The sequence below is a fragment of the Nocardioides cavernae genome, assembly GCF_013410035.1.
In the GTDB taxonomy this organism is placed as follows: domain Bacteria; phylum Actinomycetota; class Actinomycetes; order Propionibacteriales; family Nocardioidaceae; genus Nocardioides; species Nocardioides cavernae_A.
In genome coordinates this window covers 281984-299346 of sequence record NZ_JACCBW010000003.1, presented here as the reverse complement: position 1 = coordinate 299346, position 17363 = coordinate 281984, and the positions used below count along the sequence as shown (strand labels likewise).

The window sequence follows — 17363 nt, the reverse complement described above, 5'->3', positions numbered from 1 at the left end:
CGAGGCCCGGCCCGATTCCGTCACCCCGGTGTGGCTGCGGTAGTGTTCCCCTCGCTTCGCAGGCCTCGCGCCGGGAGCACTCGGGCTGTGGCGCAGCTTGGTAGCGCACTTGACTGGGGGTCAAGGGGTCGCAGGTTCAAATCCTGTCAGCCCGACCGAGAAGAAGCCCCTGACCAGCGGAGACGCCGGTCAGGGGCTTCGTCGTTCCTGAAGCTGTCGACCAGTGGGACGTCCATGGGACGAGCCGCCGGAAGGGGCACAGGGTCAGGCGTCAGGCAGAGACGCGATGCGCGGGGCGTACGGCCACGTGACCCGCACGCGCAGGCCATCCGTGTCATCGGACGCGGTCAGCCACACCTCCCGTGGAGGCCCTGTCGCTACGTGGTCGGAGCGGGTGATCCACGAGTGCACTTCGTCGTGGACCGCGAGCAGGCCCGGATACTGTGCATCGACGTCGCCCACGACTGGGCAGCCCGCGGCAACAGCCATGACCGCCATCCTCGATGTAGCACTCGCCCGGGCGAGTGCTGGAGAGCGGCCTTGTAGGGTTGGCCGTCCCGGCGCAGGGTAGGAGACCGTCTTGATCATCAACCCCGGCAGTCACGACGAGCAGGGTCCGTGGGATCCGGACGCCAAGAAGTCCTACGTCGACACGCGTTACTTCTGGACCCTCCTGCCCCTCCTGCTGCTCATGGTCGGCGGGTTCGTGATCGTCTACGCCTTCGGGTCCTGACGCATCGACTCGGTACGTCCGGCGGTGGCGCACGGCGCGTGCCGGTCGTCCCGGTCTCAGGACACCGTGCGGCCGGGCGCCTTGAAGGTGTTGCAGTCGCCTGGCTGAGCGGAGGCGTAGCCGCGGTCGGTCCAGTAGGCCTGGTTGGCGAGCGAGCCGTGGTTGCTGACGCTGATGTAGCGCCAGAGCTCGGGTCGTTGGGAGTAGTCCGCGAGGATCGGGTAGGCGTCGCGTTGCGCGGAGAGCCAGACGTTGCCCAGGCAGCTCGCCTGGAGCTCGGCCCGACGCTCGAGCTTGCCCTTGTACCGCGGGCCGATGGTTCGCAGGATGCCAACGAGCTGCTGCACGTGGTGGCCGTACTCGTGCGCGAGGGTGTGCGTGGCGGCAAGGCGGGTCAAGCCGTGGCTGTACTCATCGCCGGGGTAGGCGTTCCACGGGTTCACTATCTCGGCGTCGTACATGTAGATCGTCTTGTTCTGGCCGCAGTAGAACGACAGGCGACCCGGCGTGCCGCACGGGCTCGAGGACGAGCCGTTGTGGACGACGACCTTCGGGGCTCGGAACTTCACGCCCGCCTTGCGCAGCTTCCGCCAGCTGCCCTTCCACGCCTGGTCCAGGCACGGAAGGGTCGACCGGTAGTAGGCCAGGAGGTTGGCGGAGCTGTCGAGAGGTACCTGTGAGGCCGGGGCGCAGCCTGCGCCCGTCATGGTCCCGACGCGGTAGAGCCGGTTGCGCTTCAAGACGTCGGGCTTGATCCGGCGCGGGTCGATCCGACGCGCCGGGGTTGCTGCAACAGGCGCGGCCGCCGCCAGACCTGCGGTCGGGGCGGTACTCGTCGCCGAGGCAGGGACGCCACCAGCCAGTGAGCCAAGCAGACAGGCCGCGGCAAGTGCGGCGACACCGAAGGCACGCCGGTGGGAGGGAACGACGCGTGCAGTGATGCGGCAAGTCATGCTGAGTCCTTTGCATCCGGGACGGCCCTATGGCCGCGCCCCGGAAGCCTGCCCGCACCCACCCACCCCAAACCTCACACCCTGCCGTCACACCCCTTTCGTCACACCCCTGTCGTCACACCTGGGGAGGCGCAGCGGGACAACCTCACTCGGCAGGTCCGCGTACTCGTCTCTGCAGACGTGAACGCATGCCATCCGAAAGCTCACGTGCGTCGCTACGAGACGGTTGAATGCAGGCGAGGGTCCATAGGGGGACGACATGGCTGCAGATGTGTACACCGACGTGCTGAGCTCGGACCACGGGGTGGTGGTGCTGCGAGGCGGCGCGAGGGCAGAGGCATGGGAGGACAACACCCTCCTTCTCGTCGGGGTCGAGGAGGCCATGGGTGACCTGTGGATCCAGACGGGCTCGCAGTGGGGTCCGTTCGAGGTGACGACGGCTCTGCTCGAGTCCGAACCGCCGCTGCGCGATGGGTACGAGGACATCGTCGAGCTGAGCATCGAGGCTCTCGGCCCGATCGCAGTGACCGAGCTGGACGACGGGGACCTCGGGATTCCTGTCGTGCCCTCGGCCGGGTCGTACCGGATCCGCGTGAGCGCGCGGGGGCGACTCCATGACCGCGACCGCGGCGACGAGGACGGCGAGCAGGAGCTGGGAGAAGACCCGGTCGAGTGGTACTTCATCGAGTCGTGGCCAGCCACGCCGGCAGGCCGTGTCGTGCACAGGATGACGAGCGCCTACGCGCTGGAGCACACCGATGAGCCTGAGCTGATGCGCATTCCGGAGGCTGCCGCCGGACTCGCCGCATCGCAGCGGATCGGTCGTGACGTCGACGGCGGCGCAGGAGCGCGGACCCTCACAGGGGACCTCGGCTCGCTCAGACTGACACAGACGGTGCGCGGCACCCGCCGGAAGATGTTCCTGGTCGTGAGCCACGTGACCAGCTGGAGCAGCTGGCGGGTCACCGAGGGCAGCTGGATCTTCGGGGGAGGTGGCAACCGCTACGAGCTGGGCGCGCGGATGTCCGCGTACTCCAGCGACACAGCCGATCAGCTCACCGGGTCGAACGGCACGATCATCTCGTGGTTCACGGAGGTCGATCGGCCACGGCGGGCGGTCCGGCTCTGGAACTGGGGCGTCAAGGTGCCGGGACGCCCGGCCTGGGACAAAGACATGTTCCTGCCGACCGACACGCGGGTGACCACGACCCTGGAGACCAGCCGCGACGATCACGGTGACCCGTGGACGACGATCGAGCACGAGCACAGCGACGTACCCATCGAGTGGGTGGACGACCTGCGCGACTGGTGGTCCATGCAGCTCGCCATCCACGAAGTGGAGCAGGAAGCGGAGTTCGGCCGGGCGGCTCGTCGTAAGACACCCTGACGAGCCGGACATCCTCGACGCTTCCTGCGCGTGGATGGCTGGGGTCCGCGACCTCGCTCGGCTGGTCCGGGTACGTCCGTTTCCCAGTGAGCAACTGACGGGGGATCAGTGGCAACGCACGTCGGCGCATGCGGACTTTGCGAACGTCCCGACGGCGGCGTGAAGGCGCACTCATCGCGGCATGTGCGGATGTTCAGGAAAGCGCGATTTGCTCTGAATCGACCTTGCCGACGGGCCACACGACGTCGGCCGCATCGACGAACCACGCCTGTGTCTCAAGTCCCTCAGCCAGAAGCAAGCCGACTTCAGCGACCCACGCGGGAGACCGGGTCTCGAAGATGAGCGACGACATCTGCTCGGGACCGGACAACCCGCCATCGCCCGCTCGCCAGTCCTGCCAATCGGCTGCAAGGTTCTCGGCGGGGTAGATGTTTGTCAGCGGCGCAGTTGCGCCGTCGCAATGCAGCAGGTCGTCACCAGCAACCACGAAACGACCGTCGGGCTCAAGCACGGACGCGACGCTGCGGAAGAGGTTGGGATCGTCGCTGAGGACGACTACTGACCGAGGCACCCTCGCAGGCTAGTCACGAGCCCATCCGGACATCGGCAGATCCGGACGATCTGATCGCGGCAGATCCGATCAATCGCGGCTCCAACGCCTTGGCTGTGGAAGGTGCGGTCGGGTTCGCCGACGAGATCCTGAGTTCCGGCCCACAGCGGGTGTGTTGCCGCCTAACCTGCAGTGATGTTGGAGAGCTTTGTACTGCTTTCGCCGCTGTGGTTCCTGGCGCTCATCGGCATCGCGGTGTTGAGCAACCGTCGGAGGCAGGTCGCGTGGACGCCGGCGAGGGGAATCGTGACTCATGTGCGGCGCCGGACGAACACCAACGACGACGACACCCCCAGTTCGTCGTACCTCGTTGTGACGTACGAGTACCGCGACCACCTCGGACGCATGCACCGCGGCGAGGGGTCGGCGAGAGGGCTGCAGATCAGCCTCGGCGACGAGGCGCAGACCATCGAGCTGAGGGTGGACCCTAAGAATCCGACCCGGTCCGTCGTCGCTGAACCTCCCAGCAAGGCCGGGGCCTGGTGGTGATGAAGTTCCTTTTCGCGCTGGTGTGCACCGCGCTTCCCGCCTACGGCCTCCTGCTGGGGTCTCGCAGCCGTGCGCGCCAGCGGTCCTGGATCCCGACGGTCGGGAGCATCACCCGACTTCGCACCACCTCCGGCAGCGACGTCGCATCCGGGTCCGCGTCGCTGGTGGCCGACTACGAATACGTCGACCCTGCCGGGGTGGTTCGTCGCGGTCGAGGATCTCCTGGCAGCCGAGGAGTACCTGTTGGGGCGGGACCGCGACCGATCAACCTCCTGGTCAACCCGCATGATCCGTCCACGTCGGTCATCGCCGGCAGCTCGGACGTGGGGAGTCGGCTCTTCGCCGTGCTGTGCTCCGGCTTCTTCGTCGTCGGCATCATCTTGACGATCGACGCGCTCAATCCTGGCTGACACTGTCGCAAGGAAGTGGCCCTTCCCTTGGCGCATCAATTGAACCAGGTCCACGGATCTCGACATGAGCGGATGATCGGGTCGCGGCATATCTGGACTCACAGCGTGTGCAGGTCGTGCGTCTTGTCTTGCGCGGGACGGTCGGCAGAGACCCCGTATTGGTCGAGCGCGCGGGACTTGCTGCCCGTATCGCTTAGTGAGCCTCCAGTCATCGAACCGGACACAGGACTCCTACGAGCTTCAGCTGACGGCCGCCTCGACGCGGCGCATAGGCGTACCCCGCCTGGTCGCGGAGCGCGATACACGAGTGCATCGACCGGTGCATGAACGCGCCTACGATTCTCTTGTGATCCGCGCAGCACGCAGCGAAGACTTCGGTGCCATCCGCCGCCTGTATCGACAGCTGCAACCAGAAGATCCCGTCGTTCCGGACGACGCGGCGCGTTCCATCTTCGACACGATTCTCGATACCCCTGGCCTCACCCTGCTGGTCCTGGAGGCCGACGGCGTCGTTGTCGCCACTACCTACCTCAACGTCATCCCCAACATGACGCGGAGCGCGTCGCCCTACGCGGTGATCGAGAACGTCGTGGTGCACGAATCTGTGCGTGGCACCGGGTTCGGAAAGCAGATCATGGAGGCAACTCTGCAGCACGCCTGGAACGCAGGCTGCTACAAAGCCATGCTGCTCACGGGATCGAAAGATGCTCGTACCCACGCGTTCTACCGAACGTGCGGGTTCTCGCGCGACGCCAAGACGGCCTACCTCGCACGACCGTGACAGTTCGCCCCGCGTCGACCCGGGGCATGAGAGTCCGTCCACACGTCGCGGTGGAGCGACGTGACCCGCCGCCCACCCGTCCCGCGTGCGCCGCTCGCGAAGGCGAACACCCCGCCGAGGAGTGGGTCTCCAGCCACACCGAGAGCCGTCCCACCCAGCACGCCCGAGGCCGCGAGCCCCCAGCGATCCTTCGGGTGAGCCCGATGACGGACACCAGGCGCATCGCTGCCCCGTGCTGACCGCTCCGCCGGACTTCCCCGCGGTACGACCCCAGGGCCAGCGTCGTGGATCCCGGGGCGGTCCAGGCTCGTCGATCGTCCGGGCGCCGAGGCGTGTCTAGGCTGGACCGGGAGAGGGGGAGTTCATGTCAGGCCACAACGACGCCATCGAGGATGCAGACGCAGCCATCGTCGAGGGGAAGGCGCCTCCGTCGAGAGGCCGGCCCCTCGATCGCGAGCGCATCCTCTCTGCAGCCATCGACTACATCGACGACAGCGGCCTCGCGGGTCTGACGATGCGCCGCCTGGGCGAGAGGCTCGGCGTCGAGGCGATGGCGCTGTACCGCTACGTCCAGGGCAAGGACGAGCTCCTCGACGGCGTGGTCGAGGCCCTCGTCGACGCCATGGATGTCGACAGCGACGTCATCGACGCCCCACAGGACGGGTGGCAGGACTTCGTGCAGCGTCTGGCCCACGGCGTACGACGCGTGGCGCTCGCCCACCCGAAGGCGTTTCCCCTGATCGCCTCCCGCCCACCCGAGGCGCCGTGGCTACGACCCCCACTGCGCAGCCTGCGCTGGGTCGAGATCTTCCTCGCCGGCCTCGAGGCCGAGGGATTCTCCGATGAGGCGGCGGTCGCCAGCTATCGCGCGTTCTCCAGCTTCCTGCTGGGTCACCTCTTGCTCGAGGTCGCCACGCTCGGAGCAGACGTCGGCCCCCTCGACGTGGTGGACGAAGCTCCCGAGCCGGAGGGCCTGGCCTCGTACCCCCACGTTCAGCGGCTCCGGCCGGCGCTGTCGATCGACACGTCCTCCGTCGAGTTCGAGGAAGCCCTGGAGGAGCTCTTGAACCGCATGGCCCTCATGCGGCACGAGACCACCCACGACTGAGCCTCGTCGGCGATCCGCATCGGCGACGGGACAGCTCCGCGAGGTCCGAAGGGGTGGACGGCGGTTGCTCCTCCGTTCGCTCCCATGGTGTGGTTTACAACGTAAACCAGCCGTGACCGCTCGCTCCCTGGCCCAGCCGATGGCTACCGGGTGAGCACCTGATCGCGCCCGCGTCATGCAACTGCGGGTGCGGTTCGTGCTGTCCGGGTGCACCGACACCAAGGAGAAATCATGCGTGACTCACTAGAGAACGGTCTGCGGGACGGGTTCAGCCTGCTCGCCGAATTCATCCCGAAGCTCGTCCTGTTCCTTATCATCCTCATCGTCGGCCTCCTCATCGCCAAGGCCATCGGGAAGGCCCTGAGCGCCCTCCTCGAGCGCGTCGGCTTTGACAGGGCGGTCGAGCGCGGCGGGGTGAAGAAGGCGCTCGCGAACTCGAAGATGGACGCCAGCGACATCATCGCCAAGCTGGTCTACTACACGCTCATGCTGTTCGTGCTCCAGCTGGCCTTCGGCGTCTTCGGACCCAACCCGATCGGCGAGCTCCTCACGCAGGTCATCACGTTCCTGCCGAGCCTGATCGTCGCCATCATCATCCTGGTCGTGGCCTCGGCGATCGCGGCCGCCGTGAAGGTCCTCGTCGAGGGCGCCCTGGGCGGACTCTCGTACGGCAGGGCGCTCGCGAACATCTCCTCGATCTTCATCCTCTTCCTCGGCGTGGTCGCCGCCCTCAACCAGGTCGGCGTCGCCACCACGGTCACGACCCCCGTCCTGATCGCCATCCTCGCCACCGTCGGCGGTGTGATCGTGGTGGGCGTGGGCGGCGGTCTGATCAAGCCCATGCAGCACCGCTGGGAGGGCTACCTGACCAAGGCCGAGGAGGAGGCCCCGCGTCTCAAGCGCGAGGCCGCCGGCGCCCCCGACGCGAAGGACCAGCTTCAGCACGCCGCGTCTGCGGCGTCGCCCTCCACGCCTGGCGCCACCTACGCAACCGGGTCCACCGGCAACGCACACCCGCTCGACAGCTGAGGTCCAGCCACTGCGCGACGTTGCACGTACGCACCTCAGCAGCCACCCGTCCGGGGAGACCCGGGCGGGTGGCCGGCGTCCTGGCGGTTCTTTCGTCCCCCCAGCTCGCTCGACGCCGCAGGGCGGCCGACGGACGCAATCGTCACGGTAGATCCGGACGCACTGCTAAGGGTGGTAGCGGAAGTCGTACCGGTCGCCGAGTTCCGAACGTAGCCGCGCGAGGAGCATCTCGGCCTCTGCGTCGCGCTGAGCGTGATCCTGGGGCCCATCCCAGCGCCTCCCCCAGTCCTCCAAGGCCAGAGCAAGTCCCTGACTGAGCCCGAGCAGTCGAACTCCCTCGTCTGCGTCAGCGAGCAACAACCCGTCATGCCACAGCGGCATGTCGGCGCCGTAATCACCCATCAGCTTGATCAGCGATCCGGCCGGCGGTGGCTCCCACGTGTCGGCACTCTCGTGGCCCACCGCTTCGTACGAGACGTATCCCTCCGTGGGCGCGTGTTCGTCGTGCTTGGCCATGAAGCGAAGTCTGCCTCGACACATCCGCATCGGTACCAGATCCGGATGTCCCCGATAGGCGACGGAAGGGACGCATGTGAGCGCTGCGCTCGTCGTGACCTACCGCGGGCCCGACTACTGGCCCGTGAGACAGCGGCAGCGCCCCGGCCGTCACGACACGCAGAACTCGTTGCCCTCCGGGTCGTGCATGACCACGTAGTAGACCGGGTCGCTCAGGTCGTCTTTTCTGGTCCGGTGGTCCACGGTCGCACCTAGCCGGGCGAGCTCGGCAACGCGTGCCTCGACGAGGTGGACCCGGGCGTCCATGGACATGCCGTCGTCGCGACCGGTGGGGTACACGTCGAGGTGCAGCCGGTTCTTGCCGGCCTTCGGCTCCGGGACACTCTGGAACCAGATGACGGGGCCACGGCCCGCGGGGTCGAAGATGCGGTCGTCGAACGCGACTTCGTCCCCCAGTCGTCTGCGGTAGTGCGCGTGCCACGTCGTGTCGGGGTGGTCAGGTGGAACTGGCACGTAACCCAACACCTCGGCCCAGAAGCGAGCGAGGCGAGGCGGGTCGTTCGCATCGATCGCCAGCTGCCAGAACGTCACCCCGACCACGCTAGACGTTCCGATGGCCACGTGGCGTCGAGGCTTCCTCGACGGTCAGTGCGGCGTCCTGCCTTTGCGTGACACCACGGCGTGGATCGATGTGGGTGGCGTCCGGGGGATTGGGGCGTTCGACTGCGGTGCCGCGCAGCGGGCTCTAACGTTCGTCGCGGACCGGCTGCCCCCGGCGCTGGTTCATCGATGCGTCGAGGGCGGGCAGAACCTCGCAGAACGGCGGACATCGTGCAGCACACTGACTGGTCACCCCAGGTCTCTACGGCAGGGAAGGGCTCCGGGGTGGGTGGGGCAGGCGCGGCCGCGCGGCTGTTCACCGCGATGACCGTGCTTCTCGTCGCGGGGCTTCTCGCTGCCGTGGCACCTGCGGAGGCAGCGCCTGTCGGAGCTGCCGTGTCGGCGTCGCAGGGTGGGAAGGTCGTGGCATGGGGTGCCAGCGGTGGGCAGCAGGCGGTCGTCCCGGCCAGCTTGGCTGACAAGACCGTGACCGCGGTGGCCGCTGGGCAGGCTCACTCGCTGGCGCTGACCAGTGACGGAAGGGTCACAGCGTGGGGGGTGAACCTCGCAGGCAGCACCACGCCCCCGTCCGTACTGGCCACGAAGACCGCGACGAGCGTCGCCGCCGGTCAGGCCCATTCCCTGGCGCTGACGAGCGACGGCGAGGTCGTCGGGTGGGGCGACAACCAGGCCGGGCAGGCCACGCCTCCTGCCGCGCTCGCGGGCACGACAGTCACCGCCATCGCAGCCGGAGGCCAGCACTCCCTCGCTCTCTCCAGTGACGGCCAGGTCATCGGGTGGGGGTCGAACAGCTTCGGCCAGGCGGCCGCTGACCCTGCTCTGAACGACAAGCACGTCACGGCAATCGCCGCCGGCTTCGCGCACTCGCTCGCCCTGACCAGTGACGGTCGTGTGACGGCGTGGGGGTTCGGAGACCAGGGTCAGACGAACGTCCCCTCCAGCTTGGACGGCAAGACCGTGACGGCCATCGCCGCCGGTGCCAACCACTCGGTCGCCCTGACCAGCGATGGCAAGGTCACGGCCTGGGGCAACAACGGCAACGGGCAGATCACAGCGCCTCCCAGCCTCGCTGACGAGACGGTCATCGCGATCGCGGCAGGCACGTACCACACCCTGGCCCTGACGAGCGCCGGAGAACTCGTCACGTGGGGCTACGGCGGCGCCGGCCTGGCGCCGGTCCCGTCCAAGCTCGATGGCTTGCGCGTCAGCGCACTCGCGGCGGGCGGCACCCACTCGCTGGCGATCACCGCCGCGTTGCGTGCCGACCACGCACCCGTGATCTCCGGGGTGCCGCAGGTATCGAACGCACTGACCGCCGTCCCCGGCACCTACACCGCGGATCCCGACTCGGTCGACTTCGTGTGGAAGGCGAACGGCACGCCCGTCGGCACCAGCGCCGCGACGTACCGCCCCACGCCGGCTGACCTCGGCAAGACCCTCACCGTCACGGTCACCGCCGAGAAGTCGGGGTACGCAGATGCCGTGACCACCTCTGCCGCGACCGGCACCGTGACCGCGGGGGGCCGCGTCACAGCCTGGGGCAGCAACTTCCAGGGCGAGAGCACCGTCCCGGCATCGTTGGCGCGGAAGACGGTCACAGCGATCGCGGCCGGGTTCAACCACACCCTCGCCCTCACCGCCGACGGCAAGATCACCGCCTGGGGTGCCGGCACCCAGGGGACTGTCCCGAGCGCCGTGGCCGCACAGACGGTCGCCGCCATCGCCGCCGGGACCAACCACAACCTCGCCCTGACCACGGACGGACGGGTCCTGGCGTGGGGCAACAGCGGCAACGCACGGACCGCCGTACCCGCCACCCTCGACGGACGCACCGTGATCGCCGTCGCGGCCGGCGACGCCCATTCGCTCGCCCTCACCGACGACGGACAGCTCACTGCCTGGGGCAGCAACTCCGCCGGTCAAGCAGCCATCCCTGACGTCTTGAACGGGAAGCTCGTGGTCGCCGTCGCTGCCGGCTCGAACCACAGCCTCGCACTGACGTCGGACGGACAGGTCGTGGCCTGGGGGAGCAACACCCAGGGCCAGAGCACCGTGCCCGCCACCCTGAGCGGAAGGACCGTCGTCGCGATCGGCGGCGGTACGACCCACTCGATTGCCCTGACCGCTGACGGCAAGGTCACCGCCTGGGGTGGTGACAACACCTCGAACCAGGCCGTCGTTCCTGCCAGCCTGGCGACCAAGACCGTCGTCGCTGTCGCCACGGGAGCTGGATCCGACCACACGCTGGCCATGACCAGCGACCGGCAGATCGTCGGCTGGGGCACCAATGCCAACGGGGCTCGCACGATCCCGACCTCGCTCAACGGCCGGCCCAACACGGCCATCGCCGCCGGCGGCACCCATTCACTCGCCCTGACCGCCGCCGTGATCGCCGACCAGGCGCCCTCGATCAGTGGCACCCCCGCCGTGGGCTCCACGCTGTCGGCCGAGATCGGCGACTACAACGTCAACCCCGACACCTACGGGCTGCAGTGGCTCGCTGATGGCGTCGAGATCCCCGGCGCCATCCACCTCGACTTCACCCCGACGGTGGCCCAGCTCGGGCGGACCATCACCCTCAGCGTCACGGTCACCAGGAACGGCCACGCCGACGCCGTCGACGCCACCCTCGGTGTTGGGCCCGTCACGTCGGGCTCGTTCACCACTGGACCGGACGCCGAGATCACCGGCACCCCGGTCGTGGACGGCACTCTGACTGCGTCGCCCGGTGCGGCCCAGCTGGGGTCGACGTCGCCGGCTGCGGAGTCGTTCACCTACTCGTGGGCCGCTGACGGCACCACCATCAGCGGGGCCACCGGCCGCACCCTCGACCTGACGCCCGCGATGGTCGGTCAGACGATCACGGTCACGGTGACCGCGGCACGCGACGGGTACGCCGACGCCACCGACACCTCGGCCGCCACGGTTGCTGTCGCGAAGGCGGCGTTCACCACGGGGCCGGAAGCTCAGATCACCGGCACCCCGGTCGTGGACGGCACCCTGACCGCGTCGCCCGGTGCGGCGCAGCTGGGGTCGACGTCGCCGCCTGCGGAGTCGTTCACCTACGCGTGGGCCGCTGACGGCACCACCATCAGCGGGGCCACCGGCCGCACCCTCGACCTGACGCCCGCGATGGTCGGCACGACGATCACGGTCACGGTGACCTCGGCACGCGACGGGTACGCCGACGCCACCGACACCTCGGCCGCCACGGCGGCTGTCGCGAAAGCGGCGTTCACCACCGGGCCTGACGCTCAGGTCACCGGCACCCCGGTCGTGGACGGCGTGCTGAAGGCGGTTGTCTCCGCGCCGACGCCGGCCGCCGACAGCTACACCTATGCGTGGTTCGCCGACGGCAGCCAGATAGGCGGTGCTGCTGGCGAGGAGCTGGCCCTGCCCGCGGAGCTGGTCGGGAAGCGGATCACCGTCGAGGTGAGTGCGTCCCGCGAGGGGTACGTCGACGCCACAGCCGCATCCGAGATGAGCGCCGCCGTCGTCCGGGCCACCTTCGCCACGGCTCCGCCGGCAGCGGTCAGCGGTACGGCGCAGGTCGGGCACGTGCTCACCGCCCTCACCGGACCCACCGCACCCGCCGCCACGGCGTACCGTTTCGAGTGGCTCGCCGACGACATGTCGATCCCCGGAGCCGACAGCGCGACGTTGCTGCTCACCTCCGCGCATCGCGGGCAACGCATCAGCGTGAGGGTCATCGCCACGAGGGCCGGCTACACCGACGCGTCGACCCGTTCGAGCAGCACCGGGCCCGTGGCCACCGACCAGGCCCCCTCGGTGCAGCTGACCATCTCCGTACCGGCCGGGGCACGCGAAGCCGCCGCGACCCCCGATGGCCAGCCCACGATCAGGCGCGGCCGCACGGCCACGGTCAGCTGGACCAGCCACGGAGGTGCATCCCTGAGCGCCACCGGGGCACTGCAGGATCTCCTGCGCGAGGCCTACGGCGCCTCGCCCGTCCCCGCGAACGGGTCGGCCAAGGTCACGCTCGACCGCACGGGCCTGCACACCTTCCGGATGATCGCGTCCAACGAGCTCGGCTCCACCAGCGCGAGCACCTCGGTCGTGGCAGTGCGGGCACCCACACGCCTCACGGTCGGAACGGTGGCACGCGCCACGCGGGGTACGACGATCCGCCTGCGGGTGACCGGACTGGGGTTCGGCGAGCGCTACGTCATCACCGTCAACGGTGAGCGCGTCGGTCGCACTGGCACGCGCGCCGACGCCAGCACCCTCGTCCGTCGGATCACGCTTCCGCGCACCCTCGAGCCCGGCAAGGTCCGCATCACGGTCACCGGACGATCCACCCGACGCACCGGAACGGCCACCGTCAACGTCAGCTAGTGCGCAGACACCTCCCGTGCGGCTACGGACCCCACCGAACGCGGGGAGGCACGTGCGGGCCGAGATCGAGGCACGGTGGCGTCCCACCGGCCGAGCAGGTGGGCCTCCGTGAGTGCTCGAGGTGTGGGACCCGTACGTCGCGTCCGGCGGTGACCCCGTCGTGGTGGTCAGGCCGACACGGACTCGACGGCCTCGACCACCCGCTCGGCCATCCGGTCGGCGCCGAAGTGGTCGTCGGCGGTGATCGTGACGACGGCGTCGCGGCAGAACACCACCAGCTGGCCGTGGGCGCCGTGCAGGCGCCATGCATCGCCCGGCCCGCCCCACGCGCCGAGCGAGTAGCGCGCGTAGGACGGGGGTGCTTGGTGCTCGATCCAGTCCGAGCGCATCGCCTCCGGCCAACGCGACGACACCAGGCGTGCGCCCTGCCACACGCCGTCGTCCCGGATGAGCCGGCCGATCCGGGCGAGCTCGTCCACGGTCAGGTGGAGGCCTCCGCCGGCCTCGATCCACCCGTGGGGGCAGCGGTCCCACTCGGGGGCGTCGATGGCGAGCGGCTCGTAGAGCCGCGGGGTCAGCCACGCGTGCACGTCGCCGACGACGGCCCCGAGCGCGCGCATGGCGGTGTAGGTGCTGGCGTTGGAGTACTGGAAGCTCCGGCCCGTGGTCGGACGGGACAGGAACTCGTGGGCCAGGTCCGGCCAGTCGGTCATCAGCGTCCCGGACCAGGCGAGATCGATGCCGCTCGTCATGCTGAGCAGGTGCCGCGTGGTCACCTCCTCGACGCCCGGCCCGCACACCACCCGGGGGAACCACTGCGCCACCGGTGCATCGACGTCGAAGACGCCGGCGTCATGGGCGATTCCCGCGGCGAGCACGCAGACTGCCTTCGAGGCCGAGTGGACGTCGCGGCGTACGTCCTCGTGCCACGAGTGCTGCGCGACCTCGTCGCCGACGAGCACGTGAGCAGCATGGGCGTCGAACCCGTCACCCTCAGCATCCCGGACGATGCGGTCGAGGACCTCCTGCGCGCGGGACACGAGGCTCATTGTGCCGCGCGGCCGGTCGACCGATCGAAAGAGCAGCGACTAACGTGACTTTCATGCAGCAGTCGCGGCGCGCACTCGCCCTCGTGGTCCTGAGCTGGCTCGTCGCGACCCTGGCCCTCTCGGGAGGTGCGGCGTCGGCCGAGTCGGCGGGCACCCCGGCGGAGGCGCGCACGGTCCGCGTCGGGACCGAGGGGACGTACCCGCCCTTCACGTTCCACGATCCCGACACCGACGAGCTCACCGGCTTCGACATCGAGGTGATCCGCGCCGTGGCCGACGAGGCCGGGTGGGACCTCGAGTTCGTCGAGGCTCCCTTCGACTCGATCTTCCCGGCGCTCGATGCCGGCCGGGTCGACGTGATCGCCAACCAGATCACGATCAACCCCGAGCGCGAGGCGCGGTACCTCTTCTCGGCGCCCTACACCTACTCCCGAGGCGTCATCGTCACCGCCGCCGGCAACGACGACGTCACGACGCTCGACGACCTCGACGGCCTGGTCGCCGCGGAGAACGAGACCAGCAACTGGGCGCAGGTCGCCCGCGACGCCGGCGCCGAGATCCGCGCGGTCGACCAGTTCGCCCAGGCAGCCGAGCTGCTCGTGCAGGGGCGAGTCGATGTCGTCGTCAACGACAACATCGCGGTCCTCGACTACCTCGCATCCTCAGGGTCCGACGAGATCCAGATCGTCGGCGAGGCGGGCGAGGAGGTGAGCCGCCAGGCGCTGACCTTCCGCCAGGACGACCCCGAGCTGCAGCAGGAGGCCGACGACGCCCTCGCCAGGCTGGCCGACGACGGCACGCTCGCGGACATCTCGGAGGACTACTTCGGCGCCGACGTGACGGTCGAGGACGCCGCCGAGGTCACCGACGTGAAGGGCTCGGACACCCGCTCGACCGCCGAGGTCGTCCGAGGCGCGGCGTGGCCCATGCTCCGGGGGCTGCTGGTCTACACGCTTCCGCTCACCGCCGCCAGCTTCGCGATCGGCCTGGTGCTGGCGCTGCTCACGGCACTGGCCAGGATGTCGTCCAACCGGCTCGTCCAGCTGCCCGCCCGCGTCTACATCTCCGCGATCCGTGGCACCCCGCTCCTGGTCCAGCTCTTCATCGCGTTCTACGGCCTCGGCCAGATCGGGCTGACCATCCCGCCCGTGCCCGCCGCCATCCTCGCGCTCAGCCTCAACGTCGGTGGCTATGCCGCTGAGGTCATCCGCGGCTCGATCCTGTCCGTCCCACGCGGGCAGTACGAGGCGGCCACCACGATCGGCATGCGCTACCCGCAGCTGATGCGCCGGATCGTGCTGCCGCAGGCCGCACGGATCGCGGTGCCGCCACTGTCCAACACGCTGCTCTCGCTGATCAAGGACACCTCGCTGGCCTCGGTCATCCTGGTGCCCGAGCTACTGAGACAGGCGGTCAACGCCGCGTCGCCGAGTGCGGACTTCATGCCCCTCTACCTCTTCGCCGCGCTCTACTACTGGGTCGTCTGCTTCCTGGTCTCGCAAGCACAAGGACCGCTGGAGAAGCGGCTCGGGAGGTATGCCGCATGAGCACCACGCCACTGATCGAGGCCCGCGGGCTGCGCAAGGCCTTCGGCGACAACGAGGTGCTCAAGGGCGTCGACCTCAGCGCCGACGAGGGGACGGCCACCGCGATCATCGGTCCGTCGGGATCCGGCAAGACGACCATCCTGCGCTCGCTGAACGTCCTCGAGGTGCCGGACAGCGGGACCGTACGCATCGCTGACGCCACCGTCGACTTCGGCGACGCCTCGGTCGACCGGTCCACCCGGCGCGACGAGGTCGAGGCCCTGCGCTCGCACAGCGGCATGGTCTTCCAGTCGCACCACCTCTTCCCGCACAAGACGGTCCTGCAGAACCTGCTCGAAGGGCCTGTTCAGGTGCAGGGCCGCGAGGTCGACGAGGCCACCGCCGACGCCCGCCGCCTGCTCGAGCAGGTCGGCCTCGCCGGGCGGGAGGACCAGTACCCCTCGCAGCTCTCCGGCGGCCAGCAGCAGCGCGTCGGCATCGCCCGCGCGCTCGCCCTGAACCCGGAGGTCGTGCTGTTCGACGAGCCCACCTCGGCGCTCGACCCCGAGCTGGTCGGCGAGGTGCTGGCGGTCATCCGCGACCTGGCGACCTCGGGCTGGACCCTCGTGATCGTCACCCACGAGATCCGCTTCGCCCGCGACGTCGCCGACCAGGTGCTCTTCCTCGACGCAGGCGTCATCGCCGAGCAGGGTGGCTCCGAGGTGCTCCGCGACCCGCAGCAGGAGCGTACGAAGCAGTTCCTGCGGCGAGTGCTCGAGCCGGGCTGACGCCGCGCTCGTCCGCGCGGCACTGCGTGCGTCGTGAGGGCGGCCCGTCGATGATGGGACGGTGCCCCCGGCCGTACCGGCCACCACGGCACCCCTCAGCCAAGGAGGACCGCAGATGACGCCAGCAGCAGCGGCCGCGACGCCCGGATGGGTGCGCGGCTTCTACGACAGGAAGTCGGAGGTCGCCGGACCGTCGGGCGTCCTGGACCACCACGTCGAGCGCGCGCAGGCCGTCGAGACCCTCACCGGCCGGGTCGCCGGGCGGGTCCTCGAGCTGGGTGCCGGAGCAGGCGGGTCCGCCGTCGCGACCGCGCGCCTGGGCTACGACGTGACGGCGGTGGAGCTGAGCGGCGTGCGGGCCGGCTTCGCGCGCGACCTCGCACGCGAGCACGGCGTCGACCTGACGGTGGTGGAGGGGGACTTCCTCACCCACGACCTCGGCGCCCGCTTCGACGTGGTGACCATGTGGAACGGCTTCGGCATGGGCGACGACGCCCACCAACGCGCGATCCTCGAGGCGGCTGGCTCACGGTGGCTGGACGAGGGCGGGCACGTGGTCCTCGACGTCTACAACCCCGCCGCGTGGATCCGGTGGGCCGGCACGGACGAGGTCGACGAGGAGACCGGGTGTCGCAACGTCGTCGACTACGACGTCGTCGGGGCGCGGTTCGTCGACACCTGGTGGTTCGACGGGCCGGACGGCCCACCGATGGCCCAGACGGTCCGCTGCTACGCGCCGGTCGACCTCGAGCTGCTGGCCCGGGGGACGGGTCTGTGCGTCGAGAGCTGTCGGCCGGCCGGGCACCCCGCGTTCACGGACCGCATGGCGACGGGACCGCTGGGGGAGGACTGGGGCTATCGCGCCGTGCTCCGCCACGACGTCTGATCGGGCTCGCGGTCCGTCGAGCACCAGCAGCCGCGACCCCACCCCGACGACGGCACCACGTGCTCGGCGACGCGTCCGGAGTCCCGAGGCTCATGGCCGGGTCGGGCCGCCCGGCGTCCCC

General features: G+C 69.5%; 16 protein-coding genes, 1 tRNA gene and 1 pseudogene. 13 read left to right on the top strand and 5 right to left on the bottom strand.

Annotated elements, in window-relative coordinates; genetic code table 11:
- Window positions 1–81 precede the first annotated feature (81 nt).
- Window positions 82–155: transfer RNA gene (locus F4692_RS16385), tRNA-Pro, on the top strand.
- Window positions 156–580: 425 nt separating this feature from the next.
- On the top strand, window positions 581–733 hold the full coding sequence (locus F4692_RS16380) for a hypothetical protein (RefSeq protein ID WP_179620775.1): 153 nt from the start codon (window positions 581–583) through the stop codon (window positions 731–733).
- 56 nt (window positions 734–789) lie between these two features.
- On the opposite strand, the gene F4692_RS16375 is transcribed toward F4692_RS16380, so the two are convergent.
- Complete coding sequence (locus F4692_RS16375; RefSeq protein ID WP_179620774.1) at window positions 790–1473, bottom strand: neutral zinc metallopeptidase; 684 nt, start codon at window positions 1471–1473, stop codon at window positions 790–792.
- A gap of 484 nt (window positions 1474–1957) precedes the next feature.
- On the opposite strand from F4692_RS16375, the gene F4692_RS16370 reads away from it, so the two are divergent.
- Window positions 1958–3073, top strand: a complete 1116-nt coding sequence (locus F4692_RS16370) for a hypothetical protein (RefSeq protein WP_179620773.1) — start codon at window positions 1958–1960, stop codon at window positions 3071–3073.
- Window positions 3074–3266: 193 nt separating this feature from the next.
- Here F4692_RS16370 and F4692_RS16365 read toward each other — a convergent pair whose 3' ends face one another.
- Window positions 3267–3584, bottom strand: coding sequence for a hypothetical protein (locus F4692_RS16365; protein ID WP_179620772.1), 318 nt, complete (start codon window positions 3582–3584; stop codon window positions 3267–3269).
- A 234-nt stretch (window positions 3585–3818) separates the two neighbouring features.
- On the opposite strand from F4692_RS16365, the gene F4692_RS16360 reads away from it, so the two are divergent.
- From F4692_RS16360 to F4692_RS16340, 5 genes are all read left to right on the top strand, one after another.
- Entirely contained in the window at window positions 3819–4172 is a 354-nt protein-coding gene (locus F4692_RS16360) for a DUF3592 domain-containing protein (protein ID WP_179620771.1), read from the top strand.
- Window positions 4172–4582, top strand: coding sequence for a DUF3592 domain-containing protein (locus F4692_RS16355; RefSeq protein WP_179620770.1), 411 nt, complete (start codon window positions 4172–4174; stop codon window positions 4580–4582). The genes F4692_RS16360 and F4692_RS16355 overlap by 1 nt, the downstream gene beginning before the upstream one ends.
- 346 nt (window positions 4583–4928) lie before the next feature.
- Window positions 4929–5363, top strand: coding sequence for a GNAT family N-acetyltransferase (locus F4692_RS16350; RefSeq protein ID WP_179620769.1), 435 nt, complete (start codon window positions 4929–4931; stop codon window positions 5361–5363).
- Window positions 5364–5727: 364 nt separating this feature from the next.
- Window positions 5728–6471 carry a TetR/AcrR family transcriptional regulator C-terminal domain-containing protein gene (locus tag F4692_RS16345; protein ID WP_179620768.1) on the top strand — a complete coding sequence of 248 codons (744 nt, stop codon included), beginning with the start codon at window positions 5728–5730 and terminating at the stop codon, window positions 6469–6471.
- 231 nt (window positions 6472–6702) lie between these two features.
- Complete coding sequence (locus F4692_RS16340) at window positions 6703–7500, top strand: mechanosensitive ion channel family protein (protein WP_179620767.1); 798 nt, start codon at window positions 6703–6705, stop codon at window positions 7498–7500.
- Between the two features lie 165 nt (window positions 7501–7665).
- Here F4692_RS16340 and F4692_RS16335 read toward each other — a convergent pair whose 3' ends face one another.
- Window positions 7666–8016 carry a hypothetical protein gene (locus F4692_RS16335; RefSeq protein WP_179620766.1) on the bottom strand — a complete coding sequence of 117 codons (351 nt, stop codon included), beginning with the start codon at window positions 8014–8016 and terminating at the stop codon, window positions 7666–7668.
- Window positions 8017–8166: 150 nt separating this feature from the next.
- Window positions 8167–8607 carry a VOC family protein gene (locus F4692_RS16330; protein WP_179620765.1) on the bottom strand — a complete coding sequence of 147 codons (441 nt, stop codon included), beginning with the start codon at window positions 8605–8607 and terminating at the stop codon, window positions 8167–8169.
- Window positions 8608–8805: 198 nt separating this feature from the next.
- Here F4692_RS16330 and F4692_RS21965 point away from each other — a divergent pair.
- Both F4692_RS21965 and F4692_RS16320 read left to right on the top strand, forming a co-directional pair.
- Window positions 8806–9168, top strand: a pseudogene (locus F4692_RS21965) (RCC1-like domain-containing protein); the annotation flags it as partial.
- 6 nt (window positions 9169–9174) lie between these two features.
- Window positions 9175–12993 carry an RCC1 domain-containing protein gene (locus F4692_RS16320; protein ID WP_374757304.1) on the top strand — a complete coding sequence of 1273 codons (3819 nt, stop codon included), beginning with the start codon at window positions 9175–9177 and terminating at the stop codon, window positions 12991–12993.
- Window positions 12994–13160: 167 nt separating this feature from the next.
- Here the strand turns inward: F4692_RS16320 and F4692_RS16315 are convergent, their stop codons facing one another.
- Window positions 13161–14033 carry a serine hydrolase domain-containing protein gene (locus tag F4692_RS16315; protein ID WP_179620763.1) on the bottom strand — a complete coding sequence of 291 codons (873 nt, stop codon included), beginning with the start codon at window positions 14031–14033 and terminating at the stop codon, window positions 13161–13163.
- Window positions 14034–14095: 62 nt separating this feature from the next.
- Between F4692_RS16315 and F4692_RS16310 the strand changes: the two genes are divergently transcribed.
- From F4692_RS16310 to F4692_RS16300, 3 genes are all read left to right on the top strand, one after another.
- On the top strand, window positions 14096–15589 hold the full coding sequence (locus F4692_RS16310; RefSeq protein WP_179620762.1) for an ABC transporter substrate-binding protein/permease: 1494 nt from the start codon (window positions 14096–14098) through the stop codon (window positions 15587–15589).
- A complete protein-coding gene (locus tag F4692_RS16305; protein ID WP_306457415.1) occupies window positions 15586–16356 on the top strand; it encodes an amino acid ABC transporter ATP-binding protein in 771 nt (256 codons plus the stop codon). Before F4692_RS16310 ends, F4692_RS16305 begins: the two co-directional genes overlap by 4 nt.
- A 115-nt stretch (window positions 16357–16471) precedes the next feature.
- Entirely contained in the window at window positions 16472–17242 is a 771-nt protein-coding gene (locus F4692_RS16300) for a class I SAM-dependent methyltransferase (protein ID WP_179620761.1), read from the top strand.
- Window positions 17243–17363 lie beyond the last annotated feature (121 nt).